Source organism: Mycobacterium venezuelense (assembly GCF_054919535.1).
This window is the reverse complement of record NZ_JBONDW010000023.1, coordinates 49,883-75,842: the sequence shown is the minus strand read 5'-3', so window position 1 is coordinate 75,842 and position 25,960 is coordinate 49,883. Positions and strand designations below refer to the sequence as shown.

The window sequence follows — 25,960 nt, the reverse complement described above, 5'->3', positions numbered from 1 at the left end:
ATTCCGGGCGGCTATCCCTCCGCGGCCACCAACGATCGCAGCTTGATGTTCGGGTTGTCGCGCTGGAACCCTTCCAGGCGCCACGGCGTCGAGAACAGCACGAGCATCACGCCGTCGGTACGCGTCAAAACCTCTGCTGACACTTGGCGATTCACGAAGTCGGCGTCCTCCGGGTCGACGATCCGCGCGACCTGATAGGGCAGGGACTCCAACGAGATCGGTGCGCTGAGCTCGGTCGCCATGCGGTGCGACGCCACCTCGAACTGCATCGGGCCGACGGCCGCGAACACCGGCGCCTGGTCGCCACGGTTGTCCGAGCGCAGCACCTGTACGACGCCTTCCTGCTCGAGCTGCTCGATGCCGCGGCGGAACTGCTTGTGCTTGCTGGGATCGGTTCCGCGGGCCACCGCGAAATGCTCGGGGGAGAAGCTCGGGATCGGCGGGTACTGTACGGGCACATCGCGATACAGCGTGTCGCCGGGGCGAAGGGCCGCCGCGTTGGCCAACCCGATGACGTCGCCGGGCCAGGCATCGTCGAGCGTCGAGCGCTGCTGGCCGAACACCGACTGCGCGTACTTCGTGACGAACGGCTTGCCGGTGGCGGCATGGGTGAGCACGTCGCCGCGCTCGAACGTGCCCGAGACCACCCGCGCGTAGGCGATGCGATCGCGGTGCGCGGAGTCCATACCGGCCTGCACCTTGAACACGAACGCGCTGAATGGCGCGTCGGTGGCCCGCCGGACGCCGTCGACGTCGACCGCACCGCTGGGCGCCGGGGCAAGCTCGACGAGCACATCGAGCAGCTGGTTCACGCCGAAGTTCAACGCCGCCGACGTGAACAGCACCGGCGACGACTCACCGCTGAGGAACGCGTCCCGGTCGAAGTCGGAGCCGTCGGCCGACAACAGTTCGGATTCCTCGACCGCGGTCTCCCAGTCCACACCGGCCGCGTCCGTCGCGTCCGCCGCGGGAATGTGCTCCTCGGGAGCGGCAGTCGCACCGCCGGCCGTGCGGGTGAACCGGATGTAGTGACCTTTGCGGCGGTCCATCACGCCCTTGAAGTCACCGGCGATGCCGACGGGCCAAGTCAGGGGAGTGGTCCGCAGCCCGATACGTTCGTGAATCTCGTCCATCAACTCCAGGGCGTGGCGGCCGGGGCGGTCCCACTTGTTGATCACCGTGATGATCGGAATGCCGCGATGCTTACAGACCTGGAACAGCTTGAGGGTCTGCGGCTCAAGGCCTTTCGCGGCGTCGATGAGCATCACCGCGCAGTCCACGGCCGTAAGCACCCGGTAGGTGTCCTCGGAGAAGTCGGCGTGGCCGGGGGTGTCGAGCAGGTTGATGACGCAGTCGCGGTACGGGAACTGCAGCGCCGTCGACGTGATCGAGATGCCGCGGGCCTTCTCCATCTCCATCCAGTCCGACACCGTGGAGCGCCGCCCGGCCTTGCCGTGGATCGCGCCGGCCTCGGTGATCACGCGCGCATGCAGTGCCAGCGCCTCGGTCAGCGTGGACTTACCGGCGTCGGGGTGGCTGATGACGGCGAAGGTGCGGCGGCGCTGCGCTTCGGCAGCGATCCGGCCTGCGGACCGGGCATCGGAGGTGGTGGGGGTGTCGAGGGCATTGTCGGTCATCTCGCCAGAAATGGTATGGGCGACCAGGGGTAAATCAGTAATCGGGCGGTGGTTCCGAAGTGCAATATCGCCGGTGATATCGCACTCCAGCACCGCGTACGCACCTGCTGGCCGGTGCTGGTGTGACCATTGTGGTTACCTGAGGTGTCACCTGTACCAGTCCGGAGCCTTCATGAACATCTGCGTCTTCCTGTCCGCCGCCGACCTCGACGCCCGCTACACCGAGCCTGCGCGGGAGTTCGCCGAGCTTCTCGGCAAGGGCGGCCACACGCTGGTCTGGGGCGGATCGGACGTCGGGCTGATGAAGGTCGTGGCGGACGGGGTGCAGAAGAGCGGCGGTCGACTGGTCGGTATCTCCGTCGAGTTCCTGCGAACGAAGGCGCGGGCCGAAGCCGATGAGATGGTGTTCACCGCGAATCTCGGTGAACGCAAGGCCACGCTGCTGGCGCGCTCGGACGCGATGGTCGTGATGGCCGGGGGCCTGGGCACGCTCGACGAGGCCACCGACATCCTCGAACTGCGTAAGCACCGGCACCACGACAAACCGGTGGTGCTGCTGAACACGGCCGGTTTTTACGACGGGTTGGTGATCCAGTTGCGGCGGATGGAGCAGGACGGCTTTCTGCCCGTGGCACTCGACGAGCTGGTGTACGTCACCGATGAGCCGGGCGAGGCCCTCGCGTACTTGGAGCGCGGGTCAGCCTAGGCGCACTTGAGGAGTGGTGCAGGCGCGGTGCCAAGCCGAAATCTGAGGAGCCTGATGAGTTAGTAGTGCGATATCACGGGTGATATCGCACTACTAGACCGTATGTGTGCTTCCTCCGGGGGACTGGTGTGACAGTTGTGATCAAGCAGCCCGGCACGACACCCTGATCACAACGACCCGATCACGACTCGCCCACAGCGCGGAGGCGTTACGGCGGCCAGCCGCCGACCCGGCTACGATTGAGCCACCGATCGGGATCCCGATCAAACTGGCCTTCGCCGAACCACATTGGAGTGATGTTGTCGTCTGTTCGTCGTGCCTGCCTTGCGGCCGCACTCGCTGTGCTCGCGGTCTTGGGTGGAGTCGCCGTCACGGCCTTGCCGGACTGCGGTGAGCACTGCCAGACGGTGGCCAGCCCTCCGCAGGGCGTCCCGCAGCCGTCGCCGACGGAGCCGGCCAAACTCGCGATCACCCCGAAGCCGAACGCCGAAGTCGATCCGCTGGCGCGCGTCATGGTGACGGCCACGACGGGAACCGTCACAAGCGTGAAGATGGTGAACGACACAGGCAAGGAGATCCCTGGCGTCCTGACGCCGGATGCCAAGACCTGGAAGCCGACGACGTCGCTCGGCTATGGCCGCACCTACACGCTGACCGTCGCGGCCAAGGGCCCCGGCGGGATGCCGACGAAGCAGACCTCAACCTTCAGCACCCTGACCCCGGGCTACCAGGCCCGCGTCTACCTCAACGGCACGTCCGGCGCGCCGCTGCAGGACGGCGCGAAGTACGGCGTCGGGATGGTGATCGTCGCGCGCTTCGACGAGCCCGTCACCGACAAGGCCAGCGCCGAACGACGCATGACGGTCACCACCGAGCCGAAGGCCGTCGGCGCGTGGAACTGGATCGACGACCAGACCGCGCACTGGCGCCCGGAGAAGTACTACAAGCCCGGCACGAAGGTCACCGTCAACGCCTCGATCTACGGTGCCCGCCTCGGCGATGACCTCTACGGCGCACAGGACGAGAAGATCTCGTTCACGATCGGTGACTCCCACGTGTCGATCGCCGACGACAAGACCAAACAGGTCAGCGTGTTCGAGAACGGCAAGCTGGTGCGCACGATGCCGACCTCGATGGGCATGGGCGGCACCGAAACCGTCGGCGGCACCACGATGAGCTTCTGGACCCCACGCGGCATCTACACCGTGATGGACAAGGCCAACCCCGTCGTCATGGATTCCTCAACCTACGGCCTGCCCGTCAACTCGCGGCTCGGGTACAAGACGACGATCCCGTACGCGACCCGCATCAGCATGGACGGCATATACCTGCACCAGCTCAACTCGACGATCTGGGCGCAAGGCAACACCAACGTCAGCCACGGCTGCCTGAACCTCAGCGGCGAGAACGCCGAGTGGTTCTACAACTTCTCGGTGCCGGGCGACATCGTCGAGATCCGCAACACCGGTGGCGACCCGCTCAAGCCCGACAACAACGGCGACTGGACCATCCCGTGGGAGCAGTGGCGTAAGGGCAGCGCGCTCGCCTGATGGCGTAGGGCGTCCGAAGAAACTGCCGCGTCCAACCCCTCGGTGCCACCCTTACGCTTGACCTGACACCGGGGGTGACATGGTCTACCAGCAGCCGCCCAAAACCACATGGGCAGAAGCAGCTTCGATCGTCGGTCGGTGCGCGGCCGGAATCATCGGAGTAGCCGCGCTGGTCGTCTGGATGCTCATTGTGTGGATGGTGCTCAGTTCGGCGTACGCGACGGACCCGGCAGAAGATCCGCACGGCTACGGCATGATTTTCGGCGTCCTCGCGTACATACCGTTCGGTCTGGCGTGGGTGCTCGCCCTTCCGTTGGCGTTACCGCGATCGCTGCGGGCCCGGGGTATGCGAATCGCGACGCTGCTGTTCTTGGTCGCGACCGTGCTGGGCGTCGTCGCCCTGTACTTGTCGTGACGTCTACTCGCGCCACACCCGCTCGAACGGCAACCGCCACGCATTCGGCGCGATCAGCTGATGGATGGCATTGGGGCCCCACGTCCCGACGGGGTACATCTTCACGATCGGCGGATCCTCCAGTAGCGGCGCCGACCGCTCCCACAGGGATTCGATGCCCTCGGCCGTCGTGAACAACGTGTGGTCGCCGCGCATCGCGTCGAGGATCAGCCGTTCATAGGCCTCGAGCACATCGGCCGCGGCGCCGCTTTCTTCGGTCGAGAACTGCATCGACAGTTTCTGCAGCCGCATGCCGGGCCCGGGCCGCTTGCCGTAGAACGACAGCGACACCTTCGACTCGTCGGCCAGATCGAACGTGAGATGGTCGGGACCCTGCGACCCGACACCCGAGCCGGCGGGGAACATCGTGCGCGGGGCCTCTTTGAACGCGATCGAGATGATCCGTTGCCCCTCAGCCATTTTCTTGCCGGTACGCAGATAGATCGGCACGCCGGCCCAGCGCCAGTTGTCGATGCCGACCTTGAGCGCGATGAACGTCTCGGTCTCGGAATCCGGTGCGACGCCGACCTCGTCGCGGTAACCCTGGTATTGCCCGCGCACCACCTCGGCCGGGTTGATGGGCAGCATCGACCGGAAGACCTTGTTCTTCTCCTCGCTGATGGCCCGCGGTTCGAGTGCGGTCGGCGGCTCCATGACGACGAACGCCATCACCTGGAACAGATGCGTGACCACCATGTCCTTGAAGGCGCCCGTGCTCTCGTAGAAATTGGCGCGTTGGTCGAGGCCGAGCTTCTCGGGTATGTCGATCTGGATGTGGTCGATGAAGTTGCGATTCCAGATCGGCTCGAACAGCCCGTTCGCGGACCGGAACGCCAGGATGTTCTGTGCGGCCTCCTTGCCGAGGAAGTGGTCGATGCGGAAGATCTGCGATTCCTTGAACGTCCTGTGCACGAAGGCGTTCAGCAGCACCGCGCTTTCCAGATCGGTGCCGAACGGCTTCTCCATCACGACCTTGGCCCGCTTCACCAGATCGGCGTCCTTGAGCATCGTGATGACGGACTGGGCGGCCTTGGGCGGCACCGAAAGATAGTGCAGCCGACGGGCATCGGCGCCGAGCTCGGCTTCTGCGGCGGCGACGGCAGCGGCCAGGGCCTGCGGGCCTGCGCTCTGCGGAACGTAGTGCACCTTGCTCGCGAAGCTCGCCCACTGCTCATCGGTGGGCTTGCGGGAGGCGAACTGGTCGATGGCCTCTTTGGCGTGCTTGAGGAACTGCTCGTCGGTGAAGTCCTCGAGCGACGTCGCGACCACGCGAATGTCGGGGCTGAACGTCGACTGCTCCAGATAGGCCAGGCCGGGCAGGAGCTTGCGTTTTGCCAGATCGCCGGTCGCGCCGAACAACACGATGATGTGCGGCGGCAACGCCTCGTTGTCGTGCCGCAGCGGGCGGGAACCGGGGGCCGGATAGGCGATAGATGACGCTTTGTCAGGAGCCACGTCCCGAATACTGGCACTCGGTCATGCACTGGTGGCGTCGGTTGGGTTAACTAACAGCCCACTCCTGAGCGGGCGATCAAATACAGCGACGACGCTTGTTAGCGATCATTCTGTCCTCACCTGCGCGTTCACCGCCGTAGAGCCCGGAACGCGCAAGCGATGCGCGAAAATCGCCAGCTGAATGCATTCACCAAGCTCAGCTATACATTTTGCCGCGAAATTGTTAACCAAACTAGTGCGCGATCTGCCTGTGATTCAGCCCACGAAGGATGTACATTGTGACCGCAGTCATAGAAAGGGCAGGTCAATGGTCGGAGCATTTGTAGGCGTATTGATGCTGGTGCTCGGCATCGGTGCGATCGCTGGTGTTGTCGTGGCCGTCGCGATGGGCTTGCCCACCCTGGCCATTGCGATCGGACTGATCTCCGGCGCGTTCTTCGCGGGGAAGGCCGTCTAAAGCCTCAACCGCGCCCGCAGGCCGGTCGCTCGGACGGCCTGCCGGTCGATCGCCGCGCGCACTTCCGATTCGGCGCCGACGACGCGTACTCGCGTCCTCGCCCGTGTCACCGCGGTGTAGAACAGCTCACGCGTCAACAACCGCGAGTCCTCCGACGGCAGTAAGACAGTCACCTCATCGGACTGACTGCCCTGAGACTTGTGGATCGTCATCGCGTGCATGGTCTCGACCTCGGTGAGCCGGCCGGTCGCGAACGATCCCAACCCGCCGACGACGGCACGCATGCCGTCCGGGGTGGCGACCGTGACGCCCGCGTCGCCGTTGTAGAGCTTGAGGCCATAGTCGTTGGCCGTCACCAGGATTGGGCGCCCGATGTACCACGAGCCCCACAGTGGCTCGCCGGTCTCCTCGGTGAGCCAACGCTGAACCTGACGGTTCCAGTGCGTGACCCCGAATGGCCCGCGGCGATGCGCGCACAGCAGACGATGCTCGTCAAGCGTCGACAACGCCGTGCGCGCGTCACCGAGTATCGCGGCCTGACGCAGCTGAAGTGCATGCGGGACAAGCACGTCCCGCAACCGTTCGGTCGCGTCGTCGCGCACCCATTCGATGTGCGGACCGCCGGCCGCGAGCACCTCGATTGCCGACGACGCGTCCCCGGCTCGGATGGCCGACGCCAACGCGCCGATCGATTCACCGAACCGATGCGAGGTCTTGAGTGCCGCCACGCCGCGCGAACCGAGGCCGTCGACAAGGTCGGCCAGCACCGCGCCCGCCTCGACCGAAGCCAACTGATCGGGATCGCCTACGAGCAGCAGGCGCGTCTGCGGGCGCACGGCCTCCAACAGCCGGGCCATCATGGTCAGCGACACCATCGACGTTTCGTCGACCACGATCACGTCGTGCGGCAACCGGTTCGCGCGATGATGCCGAAACCGCGACGACGTATCGGGCCGCGGGCCGAGCAGCCGGTGCAGTGTGGTGGCCTGCAGACCCGAAAGCCGCGACCGGTCCACGGCATCGAGCCGGTCCACCTCCAACTGCACGGCCTCCTGCAACCGCGCCGCGGCCTTGCCTGTCGGCGCGGCCAACGCGATCCGCAGTGGCGGCCGGCCCGCCAGCGCGGCCTGCTCGGCGAGCAGTGCCAGCAGGCGCGCGACCGTCGTCGTCTTACCGGTGCCGGGCCCACCCGTCAGCACCGTCAACCCCTGTGACAGCGCGACATTCGCCGCCGCGCGCTGCTCCTCGAAGCCCGCGGGGAACAACCGCGTCACGTCCGGTGCGGCACTCTCCGTGCGTGCGCCGACGAGGGTCAGCACGTCATCGCACACCTGCTGCTCTTCGAGCCAGTACCGGTCGAGGTACAGCAGATCACCGAACAGCCGCAGCACCGGGGGAGTGCTCAGCAGTGGGCTCGCCCGGACCGCTGCCAACCACGCCTCAGGATCCGGCCACGGCAACGACGGTAATTCGACCTGCTTGGCCACCGACCGCAGATCCACACACACCGAACCGCCCCGCAGTGCGCGCACCGCCAACGCAACCGCGAGCTCGACGGACTTGTCCGGTTCTTTGGCCAGCGCCGTCAACCGTTGTGCGACATGCACATCGGCCGGCTCGAGGATCTCGGCGAACGCGTCAAGCATCGAGCAGCTCCGAAAGTGCGACGACCAACGCCGGGGGTGGTTCCCAGCTGAACACGCCGGCGGGGTGTCCGTCGACGACGGGCGTCGCCGCCCCGCACATGCCTCGCACGAACAGATACATCACGCCACCCAGATTCGCGGCCGGGTCATAGCCCGGCAGCCGCCATGTCAAGAAGCGGTGCAGCACAACGCTGTACAATAGGGCCTGCAGCGGGTAGTCCGAGTGCAACATGGCCTCGACCATGCGCTCGCGGCCGTAATCCGCGGCCGTCAGCGATGCATCTCCCGTGCCCAGCCAGTTCGTCTTGTAGTCGACGACCACGAACCGGGAGTCGAGCCGCAGCACCGCGTCCACCGAACCGGACAGATAACCGCGCAACGGCTGGCTGCCCAGTACACCCACCGACAACCGGTCGGCGTACACGGCCATCGGGTCGTCAGCGGGTAGATGCTCCCGCAGCAGGGCTCCGACATCGGATAAGCGCGCGAACGATCCGCCCCGCAGATCACCGCCGGCCATCGGGAACTCGAAATCCAGTTCGCGCAACCGGTCCCGCAGGCCGATCTCGCGCAGTGTCACGCCGGGTGCCAGCGGTCCCAGCGGCGTGTCATGCATGGGGATGAGCGCCGCAGCCAGCTCGGCTGCCTCCAGTTCGAGAGGCCAGCGCGCCGCGTGCACCTTGATCTGATCCTCGAGCTCGGCGGCGAGATCCGGTGCGAACGGGTCGGTTGTTTCCAGCACCGCATGCACGAGCGATCCGAACGCCGCGCCGGTGGGCATGGACGCCATCGGTGACGGGACATCGGCACCCTGTGCGGGGGCGACGACGGGTATGTCGTCAGCTTCGTCGGTGAGCTCCATGACCTCGGGCTCACTGGACACCCCGGCCGTTTCGGCGGCCCGCAGCAGGCCCGAGTACGACGTGCGCCGCCACGCCGTATCGATCGCGCGGTGAAAATGCCGAACAACCAAGTCTTCTCGTGGGACTTCGGGCGGTACCGGCGTGAACGTGCCGATGACAGACTCCTCGAGCACGGGTCCACCCACCCACGCCCGTAGCCGCTCCAGCGCCTCCTCGTCGGACACCTTGGCGGGTACACACCTGTCGGGAACCGCGGACTCGCCGGGCGCCCGGCCCCGCAACAGCCGCGACAGGCCACCGTTGGGCTCGTCGTTCGACGGCGCCCACCACGCCACCACCTGGGACTGCGCGCGCGTCATCGCCACGTACGTGAGCCGGCTGTCGTCGGCCGCGGCCTCGGCACGGCCGGCCCGCGCGACCGCCGGATCCACACCGCCGATATGGAGGCAGCGTTTGCCCTCATCGTGGAACAGCACCAGATCCGGTTCGGGGACATAGCGGTTGAACGCGAACGGCAGATACACGATCGGGAACTGCAGGCCCTTGCTGACCCACACCGTCATGATCTGCACGGCGGCCGCGTCGCTGTCGAGACGGCGATTGCGCTCGGACTCGCCGCCGCCCTCCGAACGCTGCGTACGCAGCCAGTCCCGCAACGCGGGCAGCCCGAAACCCTGCCGGTGTGCGGTGTCTTGCAGCAGCTGCGTCATGTGCGCGAGGTCGGTCATCAGGCGTTCCCCGCCCTGCCATGACAGCACGCGCTTGCCCATGCCTGCGAGTTGCGCGGCCTCGAAGATCGCCGCGACCCCACGCTCACGCGCATGCCCGGCCCATGAGCGCAGCGTGTCCGCGACACGGTCGGTCAGCGCGTCACCGCCTGCGGCAAGGGATTCGGCGGTTTCACCGAAGAACATCGTGGCCGCGGCGGCGCGGACCAGGCCGGGCCGGTGTGGCTGGTCGAACGCCTCCAGCAGATACAGCCAGTCCTCGGCGGCCTCGGAATTGAACACGTCCGAATCGCCGGTGTAGACCGCCGGGATGCCGGCCTCGATCAGCGCGGTGTGGCACGCGCGGGCATCTTTGTGGGTCTCGGTGATGACGGCGATGTCGCGTGCTTCGACTGGCCGGTCACAGAAGGTGGCGCCGCTGGTCAGCAGCGCACCGATGTCGGCGGCGAGGTCCTTGCCGATGTGGGTGCGCAGCTCGGCGATCGGAATCACCCTGGTGCCGCCGCGTTTTCGCGTCACGACCCGCAACCGGAACGGATCGTTGCGCGGCGCGCCCGCCAACCGGTGGCCTTGGTGATGGGCCTGCACGTCGTGCACGACGATGTCGGGGCCACCGAGCTCGGCGCCGCGCAGCACCGCCTGCAGCCGATCCACGAGCGCGCTGTCGCTACGCCAGTTCGTGCCGAGCGTTTGCTTGTCACCCGCGGTCGCGGCGGCCCGCAGGTATGTGTCGATGTCCCCGCCGCGGAACGCGTAGATCGCCTGCTTGGGATCACCGATCAGGATCAACGTCGCGTGCCCGGAGAACGCCCGTTCGAGCACCTGCCACTGCACGGGGTCGGTGTCCTGGAACTCGTCGACCATCACGATCGGCCAGCGCTGCTGCATCCGCACCCGGGCTGCGGAGTCCTCAGGCGTCAAAGCATCGGCCAGCCGGGTGAGCAGATCGTCGTAGCCCAGGATGCCGCGACGGCGCTTGCGGATCTCCAACTCCGACAACACATTGCGCGCGAACGCGAGCCGGACCGCGGCCGGCGAGTCCGGGTCGGGGTCGAGCGGGCGGAGTTCGGTGGCCGGGTTGTTGACCACCACGCGGGCCAGCTTGAGCGCATCGGCGTAGCCGAGTTCCGGATCGTCGCGTTGCGTACCGAAGTGTGCGAGATAGAGGTCGTCGACGATCTCGCACACCAGCTCGTCGAGGCTTTCTACGAGCGTCACGCCGGAGTCGCTGTCCCCGGCCACGCCAAGCGATTTGAGCACGATCTGGCAGAACTGATGCGTGGTCGCGATGGTCGCGGCATCGAAACCCGCCAGTGCGTCACGCAGCCGCTGCCTGCGGGCCTGCTGGTCGGTGGCGACGAGGTACACCTCGAGATCGTTGGCGGCGCGCGCCGGGTCCTGGAATGCCGCGAGCGCGTCGACGATCTGGCAGCGCACGCGTTCGCGCAATTCCTGGCTCGCGGCCCGGCCGAACGTTATGAGCAGCATCTGATCGAGCGTCGCGGCGCCCTCGGCCACCAGCCGCGTCACCAGACCGGCCAGCGCGAACGTCTTGCCGGTGCCGGCGCTGGCCTCCAGCACGGTCGTCGTATTGCGGGCGGGCAGCGGCCCGAGCAGGTCGAAAGTCTTCACCGGGGCGGCCTTTCGGCGCGCAGCATCGGCAACCACAGGCGTTCGGCGTACTCACCCAATCCGACCAGGCGGCTCAGCGGGGCGCCACGGCCCCACGCCCGTACATGCGCGGGTTGCTCGTCCTCGCCGGGATACCTGTTGCTGCGCCAGCGATATTCGGCTTCACGCTGCGGGTCGTCGCCGGCGTGCCGGGCCGCCGCCCACGCATAGGACGTCTTGACGGGCAATGGCAGCGGTTCACGCCGGCCCGCGTCATAGATCGTCACCAGATCGGCGAGCAATTCGACCGGATCGTCCGGTCGGCCCAGGCCCTCGACCCGCGGTGAACTGCCGCGTTTGGGCCTGCCGATGCACACGGCCGACCAGTCGCGGTCCGGATAGCAGGCGGCCAACGCCAGCAACGGAATCCACGACTGCAGCAGGTGCTTGCCGTCGAGCTTGGAGTACGTCACCGACACCAATCGTTCCCCGAATACGGGCGAGACCGTTCCGGTGAGCCGGCGCTCGGACCCGAGCTCGACATCGACGTCATAGGCCTGGCCGTCGGAGTCGCGGTAACGCAACGCCTCGGTGGCCAGCAGTGCGCATTGGTCGCGCAGGGCGAGGGCCCGGCGCCAGCCGAGTTGGCCCGGCGGCAGGGTGCCGCGGCGCCACTCAGCCTGCTGGGCGTCGGCGGGCGTCATGCCGCGCAGGATGTCGCCGAGCATCCGGTCGCCGACGGTCCATTCCTCCAGAGCGTCGATGTCGACGGGCATCTCGTCGGACACCCCTTCGACATCCCATGGCAGCGTGTAATCCAGTGACCGGAAGAAGCCCTTGACGGGGTCGTTGAAGAACCGGGTGAGATCCTCCAGCGCGACGTCGTCGGCGGGGGGAGGTGGTAGCGGGCCCGCGAAGAACGGCGGCCGCTCGGCCCGCTGCCCGCTGCTGGCCCGCGCCGCGGTGAGTGCGGTCGGGTCGAACGTGAACGGTTCGCCTGGCACCATCTCGCCGGGGATGACGTTGCGAATGTCGAACGGCTGCAAGGGATGTTCGGTCACCACGTCGACGGGCTGCTCGGTGGTGATGCTGAGCGTGTCGAGTAGTTCGGCGAGGGGCACCGCCGGTGGTCGGGGCTGCCCGGAGTATTCGTTGGCCCCGGTGTAGGTGACGACGAGCGTCTGGGTGGCCGCCCCGATCGCGTCGAGCAGCAGCTGGCGATCCTCGGAACGGATGTCGCGCTCACCCGTCATCGGATCACGCGCGAGCGCGTCGTCACCGTCGATGACCCCGAGCCGCGGGAAAATCCCGTCGTCCAATCCGATGAGGCACACCACGCGGTGCGGCACCGAACGCATCGGCACCATCGTGCAGACGGTGAGCGTTCCGGTGCGGAAGTTGGCGCGAGTGGGGCGGCCGGCAAGATGCCGGTCGAGCAATGCGCGGATGTCGCTGAGCCGCAACAACGTCTGCGTGGTCCCGGCACTTTCGGCGATGCCGGCGAACTCGCGCTGCACCTGTGCGGCGGGCCACTCCTCGTCAGCGAGCGCGAGCGCGTCGATGCCGGCCGTGAGTGCGGACAGCCAGTCGGCCAAGGGGTGGCTACCGCTGAGCTGATGGACCGCTTGGCGCAGTTTTTCTACATAATCGGCGAACCGGCCCGCGAGCTCGACGCGGTTACTGCTGACGTCGTCGAGCGGCAGCGTGGTGTCGAGCCACGCGTGGGAGTCGTCGGACATCGCGACCCCCGCCAGCACGCGGTCCATACCGAAGCGCCACGTGTTGTGCAGGAACTCCACGCCGTAGGGGCGGCGGTGCTCCTGGTCGAAGCCCCAGCGGATGTTGGCTTCGCGCACCCACGCCGTGATCGCGTCGAGGTCGTCGTCGGTGAACCCGAACCGGGCACGCACCGGGCCGGACTCGGCGAGGTTGAGGACTTCGCTCGCGGTTGCCCGCCCGCCGGCCAGCACGAGCAGTTGTGCCGCCACCGACAGCAGCGGATTTGTCTGCACGAGTGCGCGATCCGCGAGCCGGACCCGCAATCGGTGCGCCGGGTGGGCGCCGTGCACCACATCGCCGAGCCCGAATCCGGCCGTGATCAACGGTGCATACGTTTCGATGTCGGGGCACATCACGAGGATGTCGCGGGGTTCGAGCGTCGGGTCATCGGCCAGCAGGCCGAGCAGCACTTCGCGCAGAACGTCGATCTGCCGGGCCGGGCCGTGGCAGCTGTGCACCTGCACCGAGCGGTCGTAGGGGCGATGCACGCGCCCGGCCGGCCGAACCGCGTTGGCCGCGATGTCGGACTGCAACCAGCCCAGCAGCGTGTCGGGATGGTCGGTGCCGCTGAGAAAGTCGTCGGTGTCGGCGACCGGCAGCGTGCGTTGCAGTTCGCGGAGGTCACGGCCGAGCGTGGCCAGCAGCGGATGGCCGACATCGCGATGGCTGGTGTCCTCGCGGCGGGGGAGCGCGCCCTTATGCCCGGCCAGCGACTGCCACAGGTTGTCGCTGGGATGGGGCAGCCACAGGTGCAGATCGTGGTGCGTGGCCAGCGCGGTCAGCAGCTCGACCTCGGTAACGGGCAGCCGGGTGTGGCCGAACAGTGACAGCCGCTGCGGCAGGTCGGAGGGTGATTCCTGCAACCGGGCAAGCGTTTTCGCGTGCCGGACATGAGGCGGGTCGGCGTCGACGCGTTTCACCAGGGCATGCCACAGCGGTGCCTGCCAGGACAAGTCGTCGGGCACACCCGCCCAGTCGACCAGGAGTTGCGGACGCTGCCGGGCGTAGGACGCGAACAACCCGGCCAGCCGCCGTGCGACCGCGTATCGCCGGCCTTGCCGCAGTGCGTGCTCCTCACCCATTTCGAAATGCCCGAGATGGGTGGCGAGCGTCGCACACCACGGTTCGTCCAGGCTTTCGTCGATCACCGCGAGCAGCGGCCACACCATGGCGTCGGGGGACCAGGGATCCTCGTGGGCCGTGCCCGTGAGCTCGGCGATGAGTGAGCGGGGGTTGCGGAACTCGACCGCGGCACACACGCCGAGCCGATTCGACAACCGTTGGCTGAGCCAGCGTTCGACGCCCTTGGCCGGCACCAGAACGAGTTCCTGCGCGAACGGATCAGGTGGTGGATCCGCGAGCAGCGCGCCCAGCCCGTCGGCCAGCAGATCGGTGCGCTCGGCCCGGTGTAGGTGCAGTGCCATCGACACCCACCCTATGAGACCGGCCTAGGAGTGCCACGATCTTTGTACGGCCAGCGTGACCACCAACGTCAACGCCGCGGCGATGACGAACGCCACCCGGACGTTGAACAGGTCGGCCGCGCCGCCGAGCAGGGCGGCCGCAAACGGGCGCGAGCCAAGAAACCCGACCAGCCACAGCGCCATGATGCGACCACGCAGTTCGTCGGGGGCACGCTCCTGAACCACTGTGCTCAAGCCCGTCATCGCCCAGCCGAACCCGAGCCCCGCGATCGCGAACCCCGCAAGCGCGACCGGCGTGACCGTGCCCGCAGCCAGTAGTCCGCATCCGATGACGAGAAGCCACAACCCGATCGATGACACCCGCGCCGACTCCAGCCGACCGCGCATCACGGCCAGCACGGCCATGCCCAGCGCCGCGCCGATTCCGAATGCCGCCGACAACCACCCGACCAGGCGGGTACCGCCGCCGAGGTCCTCGGCCATCGACGGCGTGAGGGTGATGGAGGGGTCGGACGCGAACCCGACGGTCGTCACCGCGAGCAGTGCCAGCAGCAGCGGCCGATCGCGCCACACGTAGCGCAGAGCCGCCCGGACCCGGTAGTCGCCGTCGGGGCTGCGCTCCGGGCGCGTCGGGAAGGTGACGATGACGAGGAAGATCGCAAACACGAGGTGCAGGCCCGCGCTGATCGCGAAGCCCGGCGCCGCACCGAGATGCGCGGCCAGATACGCGCCGATGGCCGGGCCGAGGATGCGGCCGATGGTCATCGGAATGCTGTTGAGCGCCATGGCCGTTGGCAGCTCACCGTCGCGGATCAGGCTCGGCACGATCGACTGCATGGCCGGGCCACCGATCACGAATCCGAAGCCGACGAGCGTCGAACCCACGAGCACCGGTACCGCGACGGCGCTGCCCTGCAGATCCGGCGCGACGCCCAACCACACGGCCGTCGATCCCGAACCGGCGATACACAGGAGACGACCCAACAGAATCTGGCGCGCCGGATTGCCGACGTCGGCCCATTTGCCGCTGGTCGGGCTGAGGATGAGCTGGGGGAGGAACTGCGCGACACCCACGAGGCCGACCATGACGGCCGAGTTCGTCGCGTTGAAGATCACGATGGCCGCGACGATGCCGTGCGTCCACACCGCGACGACCGAGAACATCTTGCCCCAGAACAGCGCCCCGAACACGGGGTCGAACATGAGGCGCAGTGCGCCGCGCGGTCGTGCGGTCACCTCGGCCGTCACGAGGCGACTCCGCGTTCGAAATCGGTGACGAGCCGCTCCAGCAACTCGACGAGGGTGTCGACGTCGCTATCGGACCAGTGGGCAACTGTCTCGGCGACCATGTCTCTGCGCCGCGCGGTCACTTCGGCCAGCGCGTCACGGCCTCGGTCGGTCAACACCAGCACGCACCGTCTCTGGTCCTCGGCGGACAGAGTTTTGGTCAGCAGGCCGGCCGTGACCGCACTCGTGACGGTGCGGCTCGCGGTGGAATGTTCGACGCCCATGTATTCGGCGACCTCGCCGATCGAGGCGCCCTGGCCGGTTCTCTCGCGTTGTTCGACGGCGCGGAGCACGCGCAGCGTCGACAGGGTCGGCACCGTGGTCGCGGCATCGATCAGACGGCGTCGCCACCCGGGACGCTGCCGCACGGTGTGCACGCGCACCAACAGTTCGTCGAGTCGGTTGTAGCGAGGCACGTTATATGCATAGCACATGCATATATTTGGGCTATTTTCGGGCTGCGCGAAATGCTTCACAAGCCGGTTGCCCCGCGTTTGTGACGTTGTGGCGGTCCGGGCTCCACATTTCCGCCGTGGCGTCACAAACGCGAACGTGTCAGTGGGGGTCGGCACACTTCGGCCATGGGGGAGCCATTCATCGGAAGTGAGGCGCTGGCCGCCGGAACGCTGACGAGGCACGAATTGCGGACCCGATTCGTGGCGGTGCACTATGACGTCTACGTACCGAAAGGCACCAGGCCCACCGCCGTGTTGCGGGCAAAAGCAGGCTGGCTGCGGTCACGACGGCGCGGCGTGCTGGCGGGATTCTCAGCCGCAGCATTGCATGGTGCCCGCTGGATTGACCCCGCGCTACCCGCCTACATCATCGGCGACAATCGACGGCGGGCCCGCGGAATCGTCACGTGGACCGATGCGATCGACGATGACGAAATCTGCATGATCGGCGCTATGCGACTGACCACCCCGGGGCGTACCGCGGTCGATCTGGCGCGCAGGTTTCCCGAGGACAAGGCGGTGGCGGCCATCGATGCCCTAGCCAGAGCCAGACGATTGAAGGTGGCCGACATCGAGCTGGCGGTGCAACGTTATGCGGGGCGTAAGGGCATCAAGCAGGCACGCACCACGATCGCACTGGTGGACCCCGGCGCGGAGTCGCCGCAGGAAACATGGTTGCGGCTACTGGTCGTTCGGGCGGGCTATCCGACGCCGGAGTCGCAGTATCCGGTGTGCAACGAATACGGCGCCCTGATCGGCGAAGTGGATCTTGCCTGGCCGGATTTGAGGATCGCGCTCGAATACGAAGGGGCGCACCACACCGATCCCGAGATCTTCCGCAAGGACATCGCTCGCATCGACGAGATGATCGAATCGGGCTGGATCGTCATTCGCGTCACCCGCCGCGATGGTGCGGCCAATGTGCTTGGCCGGATAGCCAAAGCGTGGGGTGCGCGCTGCGACCGCCCCTAACCGGCGAATTCGGTTGCCAGCCCGTCGATTCCCGCCCGAATCGCTGTCACGGCGTCGGCACGTGCCTTGAGCTTGCTGGCCACGTGCGCAGTGGTGTGCAGCGTGGCCGCGGCTTCGGCGGCGACCTCCTGAGCGCGCGCCAGCACCGCATCGTGTTCGACGATTTCGTCCAGCCAGCCGCCGGCAATTGCCGCGTCGCCTGCGAACGTCGCAGCCATCGAGATGCCGCGCTGGAACGCCGCACGCGTCAACCGCATGCGCATGATCTCGATCGCGGCCACGGGCAGCGTCATGCCGATCGCGACCTCGTTGGCCTGGCATCTCGATTTCGGCGAACCGACGCGGTGGTCGCCCGAAAGCAGCAGAAACGATCCCATCGCGATCGCCGGGCCCGTCGCGGCCATGATCACCGGGACCGGGAACGTCAGGCAGCGCACTGCCAACTCGAACCCGCCTGCCAGCATTCCGAGCGCGGCATCGGTATCGCCCGAGGCGAACACGCTCAGATCGAACCCGCCGCTGAACACCCGCGAATTGCCGGCCAGCACAAGGGCTTTCACCTCACCGCTACCGGCGGCCTGCGCGGCCTGGTCGAGCGCGGCGTTGATCTCGAGCTGCATGGCCGGAGACAGCGCATTGACCTTGCCGTCGTCGACCGTGACTGTGGCGACGGATTCACTCAGCGCATAGCTCACCAGGCTGCTCATTGGAGAGATGGTACGGACTCATTCCGCGCGGTGGCGACGCCCGGTGCGCACCGGCGGCGGGTTGATGAGATCGGTCTCGGGATCGTCGTCGTCGAAGTCTTCGTCGTCGTCCTCGTGGGTTGCGTCGTAACGGCTCTTCCACCGCTCGCGCACCTCCGCGCCCAGCGCCTTGATCCGGTTGATCTCGGAGCGAAGCGTCTGCTCGTCGGTCTCCTTGGCCGCGTACTGGAAATACGCGAGCACGCCGCGCAGGAGCTCAAGCTTCTGCTTCTCCTGTCGCGCGCGATCATGCGTCGTCAGCAGCTCCATGCGGTCCACCGGCGGCAGCGTCGCCCAATCGAGTACCGCGGTGTTGCGGAACTTCTTACCGGTGGACTTGCCGCCCGTGACCGGCTCGTCGTAATAAGTGATCGCGCCGTCGAACCGGGAGGCGATCGCCTCGCCGAGCTGCTTGCGGTCCAGCGCGGAATCCCAGACGATCCGCCACTCCTGCGACGGCGCCAGGTACGGGATCTCGGCGGGCAGATTCAGCGGGACGATGTCGACATAGTTGTCGTCGTAGGAACTTTCGTACTTGCCGACCGTCGGAGGGTTCGCGAATTCGAACCGCAGGCCGTATGCCGGGCGCTGGCCGTAGTTGCGGATCACGAGTTCGACGAGATGCCAGTCCGAGCTGCTGGGCTCCATGAACATCGCGACGTTGGGCTGAGTGAGTTCGGCCCGGCGTTCCTTGGCCTTCAAGAACTGCCGCCACGCGTAGATCAGCGCGACGATGACAACGGCAATGGCAACCCATGCCGCGAGCGCTGTCCACGCACCCGGGTCAAAACTAGCCAACTCGCGCCCCCGATCCGCGATTGAGTCAAAAATCCCCACCAAAGGCTTATATCACGGACCGAGACCCCCGGCAGGGGTCATGCACAGCAAACTTCGACGGGCTACGAGGCGGCCGCGGTCAGAACCTCGTCTTCGACCGGCGCCTCGACCGCGGTGGGCACCAGTCGCTCGCCGCGCGACAGCCAGTCGGTGTCGGCCCACTCGATGCGGGCAGGCAGTCGCCGCCAGTACTGCGGATGCGACCGCAGATAGACCTCGACGCTGGCGTGCACCCTGGCGTCGAGGGGCGGCCGGCGTATCCCGAAGGTCTGGGCGGATCCGGCGAGGGCGTCGACGTCATTGGGCGACGAATCGCGTTCGCGAACGTGCAGGCCCGCGTCGACCGCGCCGTCGATCATCCAGTCCAGCGCGATATCGGCAAGAGGCCAGCATGCCCCGGCGCCGCCGGCGATATCGCAATGCGCACCGCGGAACCACACCTCATCGAGGCGGTTGTCGCGCCGCATCGCGCGGCGCCCACCGCCGACAGCGACCGCGTGACGACCCGTCTCGACGTTGGACAGCAGACCCGCGGTGCCACGCACGCCGGGAATGGCCTTGGCGTCCCACATTCCGAGGAACCGCACCGGCACGACGGCTTCCTCGTCGCCGAGTAGTTGAGCGGTGAGCCTGCTGACGCGTTGCCAATCCTGTGGTGTGCGCGTCGTGCGCGGAAGCACATACGTCGCCAGTGCGTAGTCGAGCAGCTCATCGGACCGGCTCGGCAACAATCCGACCGTCCCGAGCAGCGCAGCCAGTTCGCATGCGCGGTGACCGCCGTACCCGCCGCCGAACAGGAAGAGGTGATCGCCGGGTTCCCAAGTGTCACGGAGGAAGTCGTAGGCCTCGACGATGGCCGACCGGGCTTCGCCGACAGCGTTGCCGCGGCGATGTAACGAACGTCTTGTGCCTGGCGTTGCTCCAGAGCCGGGGTGATACCAGCTGAGTTGGTCAGAACCGTCCAGCAATCCGAAGATCACCTCGGTGTTCGTCGCGTCTCGCGAACCCGGATGCTCATCTGTGTGGTCGAAGCACAGCACAATATTCTTCACGACGACCCCCGGCGGTCGGACAAAAAGGCTTACTGAAACAGTTTGCCGGGTGTGGGTGGCAGTGTCCTGAGTATTGCACTACTTGATCCGCTGACCTGGACGAATTCTTGCGTAGTCAACGGTGTGAACAACGAAATCAGTGGCAGTAGCGCCGATGGGCAGAGGAATTACCCCGTCGTCAGCGCGGCCCGAAAACGGATTCCGCAATATAGAGCCGCGAAGTGTGCGTTATGCGCCCATCAGCATGCGCCACTGCTCGAGATTTGACGCTCGATACACGTAGTTGCTGCGCTTGACTTCGTCGAGTGGGGCGCTCGGCTCGGTCGAGTACCAGTGGCCCGGGTACACCGTCGGGTCACCGGGAAGCTGGGCCAGTGCCTGCAAGCTGCGGAACATGTCGTCGACGTCGCCGCCGGGAAAGTCGGTGCGGCCGCAGCCGTCGAGAAACAGGGTGTCGCCCGCGACCAGGCGCCCGTCGAGCAGGAAGCACTGACTGCCCGGCGTGTGGCCCGGGGTGTGCAGCAGCTCGATGTCGACGGCGCCGACGCTCACCTTGTCGCCGTGCTCGTGGCGGGTGAGGTCGCTCATCGAAATGCCGGTGACCCGCGAAACCCAGTCGGCCTCATGGGTGTTGACGTGTACCGGCACGCTCTCGCGCTCCAACAGCTCGGCCAGGCCCTTGAGCGTGAAGCCCATCATCGAGCCGCCGACGTGATCGGGATGGTGGTGGGTGACGAGCACGCCCGACAGGTGCATGCCGTCGGCTTCGAGCGCATCGACGAGATCACCTGCCGCGTACGCCGGATCGACGAGCACGGCGTCGCCGGTTTCCCGATCGCCGATGAGGTAGGCGAAGTTGCGCATCTGCTGGGCGATCATGTCGTCGGCCGCGAAGTCGCGGCCCGAAAGCAGCTGGCGGAAGTACAAGCGGTCGGCCATGCGCCCACACTATTGGCCGCGCCTGCCGAGCCATACCCGCAGGTCTAAAAACCGCACGTCACGGGGTGTTTAACAGCACACGCCAAAAAGTCGCATCTCAAATGCGGAATTACTAGCGTCTGAGTCATGCACTTGACCCGGTTCACCGACCTAGGACTGCGCACGCTGATGCTGCTGGCCTCGGGTGAGTCCGAGGACCGGCGCGTCACCACCCGCACGATCGCGAAGGGCGCCAACGCGTCGGAACATCATGTGGCCAAGGCGGTCTCGCGGCTGGCCGAGCTGGGCATGGTCTATGCGCGGCGCGGACGAGTCGGGGGACTTGTACTCACCGAAGCGGGCCGGACCGCTTCGATCGGCTGGCTCGTGCGTGAACTCGAAGGCGATCGCGAGGTCATCGAATGCGGCGGCGACAATCCTTGCCCGCTGATCGCGGCCTGCCGACTGCGCCGCGTCCTGGCCGACGCCAAAGAGGCCTTCTACCGCGAACTCGACCGCTACACCGTCACCGATCTCACGGCGGGCACCAGTCTGCCGATCGTTCTGCAACTCACTGGAGAAAGGAAACCGTAATGACCGTCACCAGCCCTGAGCCGTCGGCTGTACGCGACGAACTGGAGCCGCAGCACGCCGAGATCGTCTCGGCCACACTGCCTCTCATCGGCGCCCACATCGACGAGATCACCTCGGCGTTCTATCGGCGGTTGTTCGATAACCATCCCGAGTTGCTGCGCAACCTGTTCAACCGCGGCAACCAGGCCCAGGGCGCGCAGCAGCGCGCGTTGGCGGCCTCGATCGCGACGTTCGCCACGCACCTGGTGAACCCCGATCTGCCGCACCCGGCGGCGTTGCTGTCGCGCATCGGGCACAAGCACGCCTCGCTCGGGATCACCGCCGACCAGTACCCGATCGTCCACGACAACCTGTTCGCCGCGATCGTGGAAGTACTGGGGGCCGAGACCGTGACGGCCGAGGTCGCCGCCGCGTGGGACCGCGTGTACTGGATCATGGCCGACACGCTGATCGGCCTCGAGCGCGATCTGTACGCCGCGGCCGGTGTCGAACCAGGTGACGTCTATCGGCGCCTGCGCGTCGTATCCCGTGTCGATGACCCCTCTGGCGCGGTCCTCATCACCGTACGCGCGCCCGAGCCGGTGAATTTTGTTCCCGGTCAATATGTTTCGATCGGTGTGACGTTGCCGGACGGGGCGCGCCAGCTGCGGCAGTACAGCCTGGTCAGTGACGCCGGGTCCACCGATCTCACGTTCGCGGTCAAGCCCGTTGACGCAACCGCGACCCAGCCGGCCGGTGAGGTGTCGAGCTGGATCCGGGCCAACGTCCGCGTCGGTGACCTGCTCGACGTGACCGTGCCGTTCGGGGATCTGCACACCGACGGCGCCGACGGGCGCCCGCTCGTGCTGATCTCGGCGGGCATCGGGATCACCCCGATGATCGGCATCCTGGAGCACCTGGCCGCCAAGCGCCCCGACACCCATGTGCGGGTGTGGCATGCCGATCGCAGCGACAACGCCCATCCGATGCGCGAACGCCAGCAGGAGCTGATCGACGCGCTGCCCAACGCGTCGCTCGACATCTGGTACGAGGACGGACTGACCGGCGGTGCCCCCGGCGTGCACGCAGGCCTGCTGAACCTCGACGGCATCGAGCTGCCCGTCGATGCGGAGGTCTACCTGTGCGGCGGGGCGGGATTCGTCCAGGCCGTACGCGGCCAGCTCACCGGCCGCGGCGTGCCTTCCGAGCGCGTGCACTGCGAGCTGTTCTCGCCCAACGACTGGCTGCTCGACTGATCGACGCAGCTAGAGCGGCCCTCGGCAGCCGCGCTGACCAGCGGTTTGGTGCGGTTGCCGGGTAGGCTGTACCCTCTTTAAGGCCCCGCGGCACGCGCCGCCGGGACTGAAGTAGGTAGGCCCCCTTAGCTCAGTCGGCAGAGCGTTTCCATGGTAAGGAAAAGGTCAACGGTTCGATTCCGTTAGGGGGCTCGGTGGACGCTAGGTACTCCAAGCGCGGGGTGCCTCCCGCGTCGATCCGGGGCGGTGTAGCTCAGCTGGTTAGAGCGCACGACTCATAATCGTGAGGTCGGGGGATCGAGCCCCCCCACCGCTACAGGACCTAGCAATTGAACGTGGAAGAGGGCAGCAGACGTGGCGTCGAGTACCGACGTACGGCCGAAGATCACTTTGGCGTGCGAGGTGTGCAAGCACCGTAACTACATCACGAAGAAGAACCGCCGGAACGACCCCGACCGGTTGGAAATCAAGAAGTTCTGCCCCAACTGCGGAACTCACCGGCCGCACAAAGAGTCGCGGTAGCCCAACGCTCGTGGGTCTTTCGTCGAACATCGTCGGGATGCATTACCGGTATCCCGAGCATTACGAGGTCGGTCGCGAAAAAATCCGTGAGCACGCCGTCGCGGTCAAGAACGACGATGCGTACTACTTCGACGAGGCAGCAGCAGCGGAGCTCGGCCACGAGACGCTGCCCGCGCCGCTGACCTTCATCTGCATCTTCGGCTACACCGCGCAGTCGGCGTTCTTCGACAACGCGAACATCGCCATCCAGGACGCCCAGATCGTCCAGGTCGATCAGGAGCTGAAGTTCCTCAAGCCGATCAAGGCGGGCGACAAGCTGTATTGCGACGTGTATGTGCATTCCGTTCGCAAGGCGCATGGCACCGACATCATCGTGACCAAGAACATCATCACCGACGAAGCCGGTGACGTGGTGCAGGAAACCTACACGACCCTGGCGGGGCGTTCGGGTGACGGAGAAGAGGGTTTTAGCTGATGGCTCTGCGTGAGTTCAATTCAGTCAAGGTCGGTGACACGCTCCCGGAGAAAGTCATCCCCCTGACGCGCGGTGATCTGGTGAACTACGCCGGCGTTTCCGGCGACCTCAACCCGATCCACTGGGACGACGAAATCGCCAAGCAGGTCGGCCTCGACACCGCGATCGCTCACGGCATGCTCACGATGGGGCTCGGCGGCGGCTATGTCACCTCATGGGTGGGCGACCCCGCTGCGGTCAAGGAGTACAACGTACGGTTCACCGCGGTTGTCCCAGTGCCCAACGACGGCGTCGGCGCCGAGATCGTCTTCAACGGGCGGATCAAGTCCGTCGATCCCGAGGAGAAGCTCGTGACGATCGCCATCTCGGCCACCGCAGGCGGCAAGAAGATCTTCGGGCGGGCCGTCGCAACCGCACAATTGGCTTAGGGAGGTCTGGGGCCATGGCGCTCAAAACCGACATCCGCGGCATGGTCTGGAAGTACCCGGATCCCTTCCTGATCGGCCGCGAGCAGATCCGCCAGTACGCCAAGGCCGTCAAGGCCATGGATCCGGCCAGCCACGACGAGGCGGCTGCTGCCGAGCTCGGCCATGACGGCCTGATCGCCCCGCTGACCTTCGCCTCGACGCTGGCGCTGCTGGTGCAGGAACACTTTTTCCGGCACGTCGACGTCGGCATGGAGACCATGCAGATCGTGCAGGTGGACCAGAAGTTCATCTACCGCAAGCCGCTCAAGGCAGGCGATCAGCTGCACGCGGTCATGACGATCCAGTCCGTCGACGAGCGCTTCGGCGCCGACATCGTGGTCACCCACAACGTGTGTACCAACGACGACGGTGAGATCGTGCTCGAGGCCTACACGACGATGATGGGCCACGAAGGCGACAACTCGATCCAGGTCAAGTGGGATCCCGAAACCGGCAAGGTCGTGCGCAGGGCCGCAGGGGAGTGATCGGTCGAGTAGGCGATTAGTAACTCACTGCCGCGCCGGGGTACACTCGGCACTCGGGGTTTTTCCCATTTCAGCGCGCTTCCGTCCGCTTTGATCAAGCGAACGGGGAGCGCGCGAATTGTGTGAGCCCCGGACACTGGACGTGATGGCGGCGCCAGCCGGGTATCACTGAAGGGGCGTAGCTCAACTGGCAGAGCAGCGGTCTCCAAAACCGCAGGTTGCAGGTTCAAGTCCTGTCGCCCCTGCTCAACTGAATATTCGACAGTGTGTGGACACTGGAAGGTGACCACGACAGACCACGTCCGCTAGAAAGAAACGGAGCATGCGGTGAGCGACGAGCGCGAAGGTGCCGGCTCCGCAGACGACACCGGCACCGACACCGGCACCGATTCGGGTACGACCGGCTCCACCCACGGCCAGACCGCGGTGGTGACCCGGCCGCTGCGTCCGACAGGTAAGCGGACGCGTCGCGGCGCGGTGAGCGATGCCGACAGCGGTACCGAGACCGAAACCGAGACCGAGTCGGCCGACGCCGACAAGAACGGCTCCGGCAAGGCCAAGAAGGTCAAGAAGGACGCGGCCGGACCGTCGCGCAACCCGATCATGTTCGTCGTCAACTACCTCAAGCAGGTCGTTGCCGAGCTTCGGAAGGTGATCTGGCCCAACCGCAAGCAGATGGTCAGCTACACCACGGTGGTGCTGGTCTTCCTGGCGTTCATGGTCGCGCTCATCGCCGGCGTGGATTACGGCCTGGCGCGACTGGTGTCGCTGGTGTTCGGCACCTGACCTGGAATTGAGAGAGGACTGACAACGTGACCACGTTCGACGGCGACGAGACACTCGCCGACGAGACCGCTGAGTCTGAGGATGTCGTCGAAGCGACCGGGACCGCCGAGGCGGAGACCGTCGACGAGACTGATGTGGCGCCCGCCGCTGACGAGGCTGCCGCCGAAGACGCTCCTGCCGCCGACGAGGACGAGGATCCGGCCGTCGCGCTCAAGAAGGAGCTGCGGCTGAAGCCCGGTGACTGGTACGTCATCCACTCCTACGCCGGTTACGAGAACAAGGTGAAAGCCAACCTCGAGACCCGCGTCCAGAACCTCGACGTCGGCGACTACATCTTCCAGGTGGAGGTTCCCACCGAAGAGGTCACCGAGATCAAGAACGGCCAGCGCAAGCAGGTCAACCGCAAGGTGCTGCCCGGCTACATCCTGGTCCGAATGGAACTCAACGACGAATCCTGGGGCGCGGTGCGCAACACCCCTGGCGTCACCGGGTTCGTCGGTGCGACCTCGCGGCCGTCGCCGCTGTCGCTCGACGACGTCGTGAAGTTCCTCCTGCCGCAGGGCGCGGCCAAGAAGCCGGCCACGAAGGCCGCTGCCGCTGCCTCCGCTGCATCTTCGGAGGCCACCCTGGAGCGCCCGGAGATCCTGGTCGACTTCGAGGTCGGCGAGTCCGTCACCGTCATGGACGGCCCGTTCGCGACGCTGCCCGCCTCGATCAGCGAGGTCAACGCCGAGCAGCAGAAGCTCAAGGTGCTTGTGTCGATCTTCGGTCGTGAAACACCCGTCGAACTGACCTTCAACCAGGTCGCAAAGATTTAGC

24 protein-coding genes and 3 tRNA genes are annotated in these 25,960 nt (G+C 66.5%); 16 read left to right on the top strand and 11 right to left on the bottom strand.

All coding sequences use genetic code 11. The features are described from left to right. Window positions 1-11: 11 nt before the first annotated feature. Window positions 12-1,637, bottom strand: a complete 1,626-nt coding sequence (locus ACRCUN_RS29255; protein ID WP_462145120.1) for a peptide chain release factor 3 — start codon at window positions 1,635-1,637, stop codon at window positions 12-14. Between the two features lie 172 nt (window positions 1,638-1,809). Between ACRCUN_RS29255 and ACRCUN_RS29250 the strand changes: the two genes are divergently transcribed. The 3 genes from ACRCUN_RS29250 (at window position 1,810) to ACRCUN_RS29240 (ending at window position 4,308) form a co-directional block, all read left to right on the top strand. After that, on the top strand, window positions 1,810-2,343 hold the full coding sequence (locus ACRCUN_RS29250) for an LOG family protein (protein ID WP_462145119.1): 534 nt from the start codon (window positions 1,810-1,812) through the stop codon (window positions 2,341-2,343). A 293-nt stretch (window positions 2,344-2,636) separates the two neighbouring features. Continuing rightward, a complete protein-coding gene (locus ACRCUN_RS29245; RefSeq protein WP_462145118.1) occupies window positions 2,637-3,893 on the top strand; it encodes a L,D-transpeptidase in 1,257 nt (418 codons plus the stop codon). Between the two features lie 79 nt (window positions 3,894-3,972). Further along, window positions 3,973-4,308 carry a hypothetical protein gene (locus ACRCUN_RS29240; protein ID WP_462145117.1) on the top strand — a complete coding sequence of 112 codons (336 nt, stop codon included), beginning with the start codon at window positions 3,973-3,975 and terminating at the stop codon, window positions 4,306-4,308. A gap of 3 nt (window positions 4,309-4,311) precedes the next feature. Here the strand turns inward: ACRCUN_RS29240 and zwf are convergent, their stop codons facing one another. After that, window positions 4,312-5,811 carry a glucose-6-phosphate dehydrogenase gene (gene zwf, locus ACRCUN_RS29235; RefSeq protein ID WP_462145144.1) on the bottom strand — a complete coding sequence of 500 codons (1,500 nt, stop codon included), beginning with the start codon at window positions 5,809-5,811 and terminating at the stop codon, window positions 4,312-4,314. A 298-nt stretch (window positions 5,812-6,109) separates the two neighbouring features. Here zwf and ACRCUN_RS29230 point away from each other — a divergent pair, with 298 nt between their 5' ends. Further along, window positions 6,110-6,259, top strand: coding sequence for a hypothetical protein (locus ACRCUN_RS29230; protein WP_462145116.1), 150 nt, complete (start codon window positions 6,110-6,112; stop codon window positions 6,257-6,259). Here the strand turns inward: ACRCUN_RS29230 and recD are convergent. Genes recD through ACRCUN_RS29205 form a run of 5 tightly spaced genes read right to left on the bottom strand, consistent with a single transcriptional unit; the run spans window position 6,256 to window position 16,031 of the window. Then, entirely contained in the window at window positions 6,256-7,905 is a 1,650-nt protein-coding gene (gene recD, locus ACRCUN_RS29225) for an exodeoxyribonuclease V subunit alpha (RefSeq protein WP_462145115.1), read from the bottom strand. The genes ACRCUN_RS29230 and recD overlap by 4 nt on opposite strands. Beyond that, a complete protein-coding gene (recB, locus tag ACRCUN_RS29220) occupies window positions 7,898-11,128 on the bottom strand; it encodes an exodeoxyribonuclease V subunit beta (protein WP_462145114.1) in 3,231 nt (1,076 codons plus the stop codon). Before recB ends, recD begins: the two co-directional genes overlap by 8 nt. Next, complete coding sequence (gene recC, locus ACRCUN_RS29215; RefSeq protein WP_462145113.1) at window positions 11,125-14,310, bottom strand: exodeoxyribonuclease V subunit gamma; 3,186 nt, start codon at window positions 14,308-14,310, stop codon at window positions 11,125-11,127. Before recC ends, recB begins: the two co-directional genes overlap by 4 nt. A 24-nt stretch (window positions 14,311-14,334) precedes the next feature. Then, entirely contained in the window at window positions 14,335-15,558 is a 1,224-nt protein-coding gene (locus tag ACRCUN_RS29210; RefSeq protein WP_462145112.1) for an MFS transporter, read from the bottom strand. Next, the gene (locus ACRCUN_RS29205; protein WP_462145111.1) at window positions 15,555-16,031 is read right to left on the bottom strand and encodes a MarR family winged helix-turn-helix transcriptional regulator; all 477 of its coding nucleotides are present in this window, start codon (window positions 16,029-16,031) and stop codon (window positions 15,555-15,557) included. The genes ACRCUN_RS29210 and ACRCUN_RS29205 overlap by 4 nt, the downstream gene beginning before the upstream one ends. Before the next feature lie 147 nt (window positions 16,032-16,178). Here ACRCUN_RS29205 and ACRCUN_RS29200 point away from each other — a divergent pair, with 147 nt between their 5' ends. Next, complete coding sequence (locus ACRCUN_RS29200) at window positions 16,179-17,024, top strand: hypothetical protein (protein ID WP_462145110.1); 846 nt, start codon at window positions 16,179-16,181, stop codon at window positions 17,022-17,024. Here ACRCUN_RS29200 and ACRCUN_RS29195 read toward each other — a convergent pair. From ACRCUN_RS29195 to ACRCUN_RS29180, 4 genes are all read right to left on the bottom strand, one after another. After that, the gene (locus ACRCUN_RS29195) at window positions 17,021-17,731 is read right to left on the bottom strand and encodes a crotonase/enoyl-CoA hydratase family protein (protein WP_462145109.1); all 711 of its coding nucleotides are present in this window, start codon (window positions 17,729-17,731) and stop codon (window positions 17,021-17,023) included. The genes ACRCUN_RS29200 and ACRCUN_RS29195 overlap by 4 nt on opposite strands. Before the next feature lie 18 nt (window positions 17,732-17,749). Further along, on the bottom strand, window positions 17,750-18,607 hold the full coding sequence (locus ACRCUN_RS29190; RefSeq protein WP_462145108.1) for a DUF8453 domain-containing protein: 858 nt from the start codon (window positions 18,605-18,607) through the stop codon (window positions 17,750-17,752). A gap of 62 nt (window positions 18,608-18,669) precedes the next feature. Further along, on the bottom strand, window positions 18,670-19,659 hold the full coding sequence (locus ACRCUN_RS29185; RefSeq protein ID WP_462145107.1) for a phospholipase effector Tle1 domain-containing protein: 990 nt from the start codon (window positions 19,657-19,659) through the stop codon (window positions 18,670-18,672). A gap of 228 nt (window positions 19,660-19,887) precedes the next feature. Then, window positions 19,888-20,598: an MBL fold metallo-hydrolase gene (locus ACRCUN_RS29180; protein WP_462145106.1), complete on the bottom strand. Its 711-nt coding sequence runs from the start codon at window positions 20,596-20,598 to the stop codon at window positions 19,888-19,890. Between the two features lie 126 nt (window positions 20,599-20,724). On the opposite strand from ACRCUN_RS29180, the gene ACRCUN_RS29175 reads away from it, so the two are divergent. The 11 genes from ACRCUN_RS29175 (at window position 20,725) to nusG (ending at window position 25,959) form a co-directional block, all read left to right on the top strand. Then, window positions 20,725-21,171, top strand: a complete 447-nt coding sequence (locus ACRCUN_RS29175) for an RrF2 family transcriptional regulator (protein WP_462145105.1) — start codon at window positions 20,725-20,727, stop codon at window positions 21,169-21,171. Further along, window positions 21,171-22,406, top strand: coding sequence for a globin domain-containing protein (locus tag ACRCUN_RS29170; RefSeq protein WP_462145104.1), 1,236 nt, complete (start codon window positions 21,171-21,173; stop codon window positions 22,404-22,406). The genes ACRCUN_RS29175 and ACRCUN_RS29170 overlap by 1 nt, the downstream gene beginning before the upstream one ends. Before the next feature lie 119 nt (window positions 22,407-22,525). Then, window positions 22,526-22,598: transfer RNA gene (locus ACRCUN_RS29165), tRNA-Thr, on the top strand. Window positions 22,599-22,648: 50 nt separating this feature from the next. After that, a tRNA-Met gene (locus tag ACRCUN_RS29160) sits at window positions 22,649-22,722 on the top strand. Window positions 22,723-22,760: 38 nt separating this feature from the next. After that, a complete protein-coding gene (gene rpmG / locus ACRCUN_RS29155) occupies window positions 22,761-22,928 on the top strand; it encodes a 50S ribosomal protein L33 (protein ID WP_056550495.1) in 168 nt (55 codons plus the stop codon). Between the two features lie 10 nt (window positions 22,929-22,938). Continuing rightward, on the top strand, window positions 22,939-23,403 hold the full coding sequence (gene hadA / locus ACRCUN_RS29150; protein ID WP_462145103.1) for a (3R)-hydroxyacyl-ACP dehydratase subunit HadA: 465 nt from the start codon (window positions 22,939-22,941) through the stop codon (window positions 23,401-23,403). After that, a complete protein-coding gene (gene hadB / locus ACRCUN_RS29145) occupies window positions 23,403-23,831 on the top strand; it encodes a (3R)-hydroxyacyl-ACP dehydratase subunit HadB (protein WP_462145102.1) in 429 nt (142 codons plus the stop codon). The genes hadA and hadB overlap by 1 nt, the downstream gene beginning before the upstream one ends. Before the next feature lie 14 nt (window positions 23,832-23,845). Further along, on the top strand, window positions 23,846-24,355 hold the full coding sequence (hadC, locus tag ACRCUN_RS29140; RefSeq protein ID WP_462145101.1) for a (3R)-hydroxyacyl-ACP dehydratase subunit HadC: 510 nt from the start codon (window positions 23,846-23,848) through the stop codon (window positions 24,353-24,355). A gap of 172 nt (window positions 24,356-24,527) precedes the next feature. Then, window positions 24,528-24,600 (top strand) — tRNA-Trp (locus tag ACRCUN_RS29135). Between the two features lie 82 nt (window positions 24,601-24,682). Then, window positions 24,683-25,141 carry a preprotein translocase subunit SecE gene (gene secE, locus ACRCUN_RS29130; protein WP_462145100.1) on the top strand — a complete coding sequence of 153 codons (459 nt, stop codon included), beginning with the start codon at window positions 24,683-24,685 and terminating at the stop codon, window positions 25,139-25,141. Between the two features lie 26 nt (window positions 25,142-25,167). Beyond that, complete coding sequence (gene nusG / locus ACRCUN_RS29125; protein WP_462145099.1) at window positions 25,168-25,959, top strand: transcription termination/antitermination protein NusG; 792 nt, start codon at window positions 25,168-25,170, stop codon at window positions 25,957-25,959. Window position 25,960 lies beyond the last annotated feature (1 nt).

What these genes read in the sequence shown, in the direction of transcription:
- ACRCUN_RS29255 (WP_462145120.1), bottom strand. Translation starts at nt 1,637, where the DNA reads ATGACCGACAATGCCCTCGACACCCCCACCACCTCCGATGCCCGGTCC.
- ACRCUN_RS29250 (WP_462145119.1), top strand. Translation starts at nt 1,810, where the DNA reads ATGAACATCTGCGTCTTCCTGTCCGCCGCCGACCTCGACGCCCGCTAC.
- ACRCUN_RS29240 (WP_462145117.1), top strand. Translation starts at nt 3,973, where the DNA reads ATGGTCTACCAGCAGCCGCCCAAAACCACATGGGCAGAAGCAGCTTCG.
- ACRCUN_RS29230 (WP_462145116.1), top strand. Translation starts at nt 6,110, where the DNA reads ATGGTCGGAGCATTTGTAGGCGTATTGATGCTGGTGCTCGGCATCGGT.
- recD (WP_462145115.1), bottom strand. Translation starts at nt 7,905, where the DNA reads ATGCTTGACGCGTTCGCCGAGATCCTCGAGCCGGCCGATGTGCATGTC.
- recC (WP_462145113.1), bottom strand. Translation starts at nt 14,310, where the DNA reads ATGGCACTGCACCTACACCGGGCCGAGCGCACCGATCTGCTGGCCGAC.
- ACRCUN_RS29205 (WP_462145111.1), bottom strand. Translation starts at nt 16,031, where the DNA reads ATGTGCTATGCATATAACGTGCCTCGCTACAACCGACTCGACGAACTG.
- ACRCUN_RS29200 (WP_462145110.1), top strand. Translation starts at nt 16,179, where the DNA reads ATGGGGGAGCCATTCATCGGAAGTGAGGCGCTGGCCGCCGGAACGCTG.
- ACRCUN_RS29195 (WP_462145109.1), bottom strand. Translation starts at nt 17,731, where the DNA reads ATGAGCAGCCTGGTGAGCTATGCGCTGAGTGAATCCGTCGCCACAGTC.
- ACRCUN_RS29180 (WP_462145106.1), bottom strand. Translation starts at nt 20,598, where the DNA reads ATGGCCGACCGCTTGTACTTCCGCCAGCTGCTTTCGGGCCGCGACTTC.
- ACRCUN_RS29175 (WP_462145105.1), top strand. Translation starts at nt 20,725, where the DNA reads ATGCACTTGACCCGGTTCACCGACCTAGGACTGCGCACGCTGATGCTG.
- ACRCUN_RS29170 (WP_462145104.1), top strand. Translation starts at nt 21,171, where the DNA reads ATGACCGTCACCAGCCCTGAGCCGTCGGCTGTACGCGACGAACTGGAG.
- hadB (WP_462145102.1), top strand. Translation starts at nt 23,403, where the DNA reads ATGGCTCTGCGTGAGTTCAATTCAGTCAAGGTCGGTGACACGCTCCCG.
- hadC (WP_462145101.1), top strand. Translation starts at nt 23,846, where the DNA reads ATGGCGCTCAAAACCGACATCCGCGGCATGGTCTGGAAGTACCCGGAT.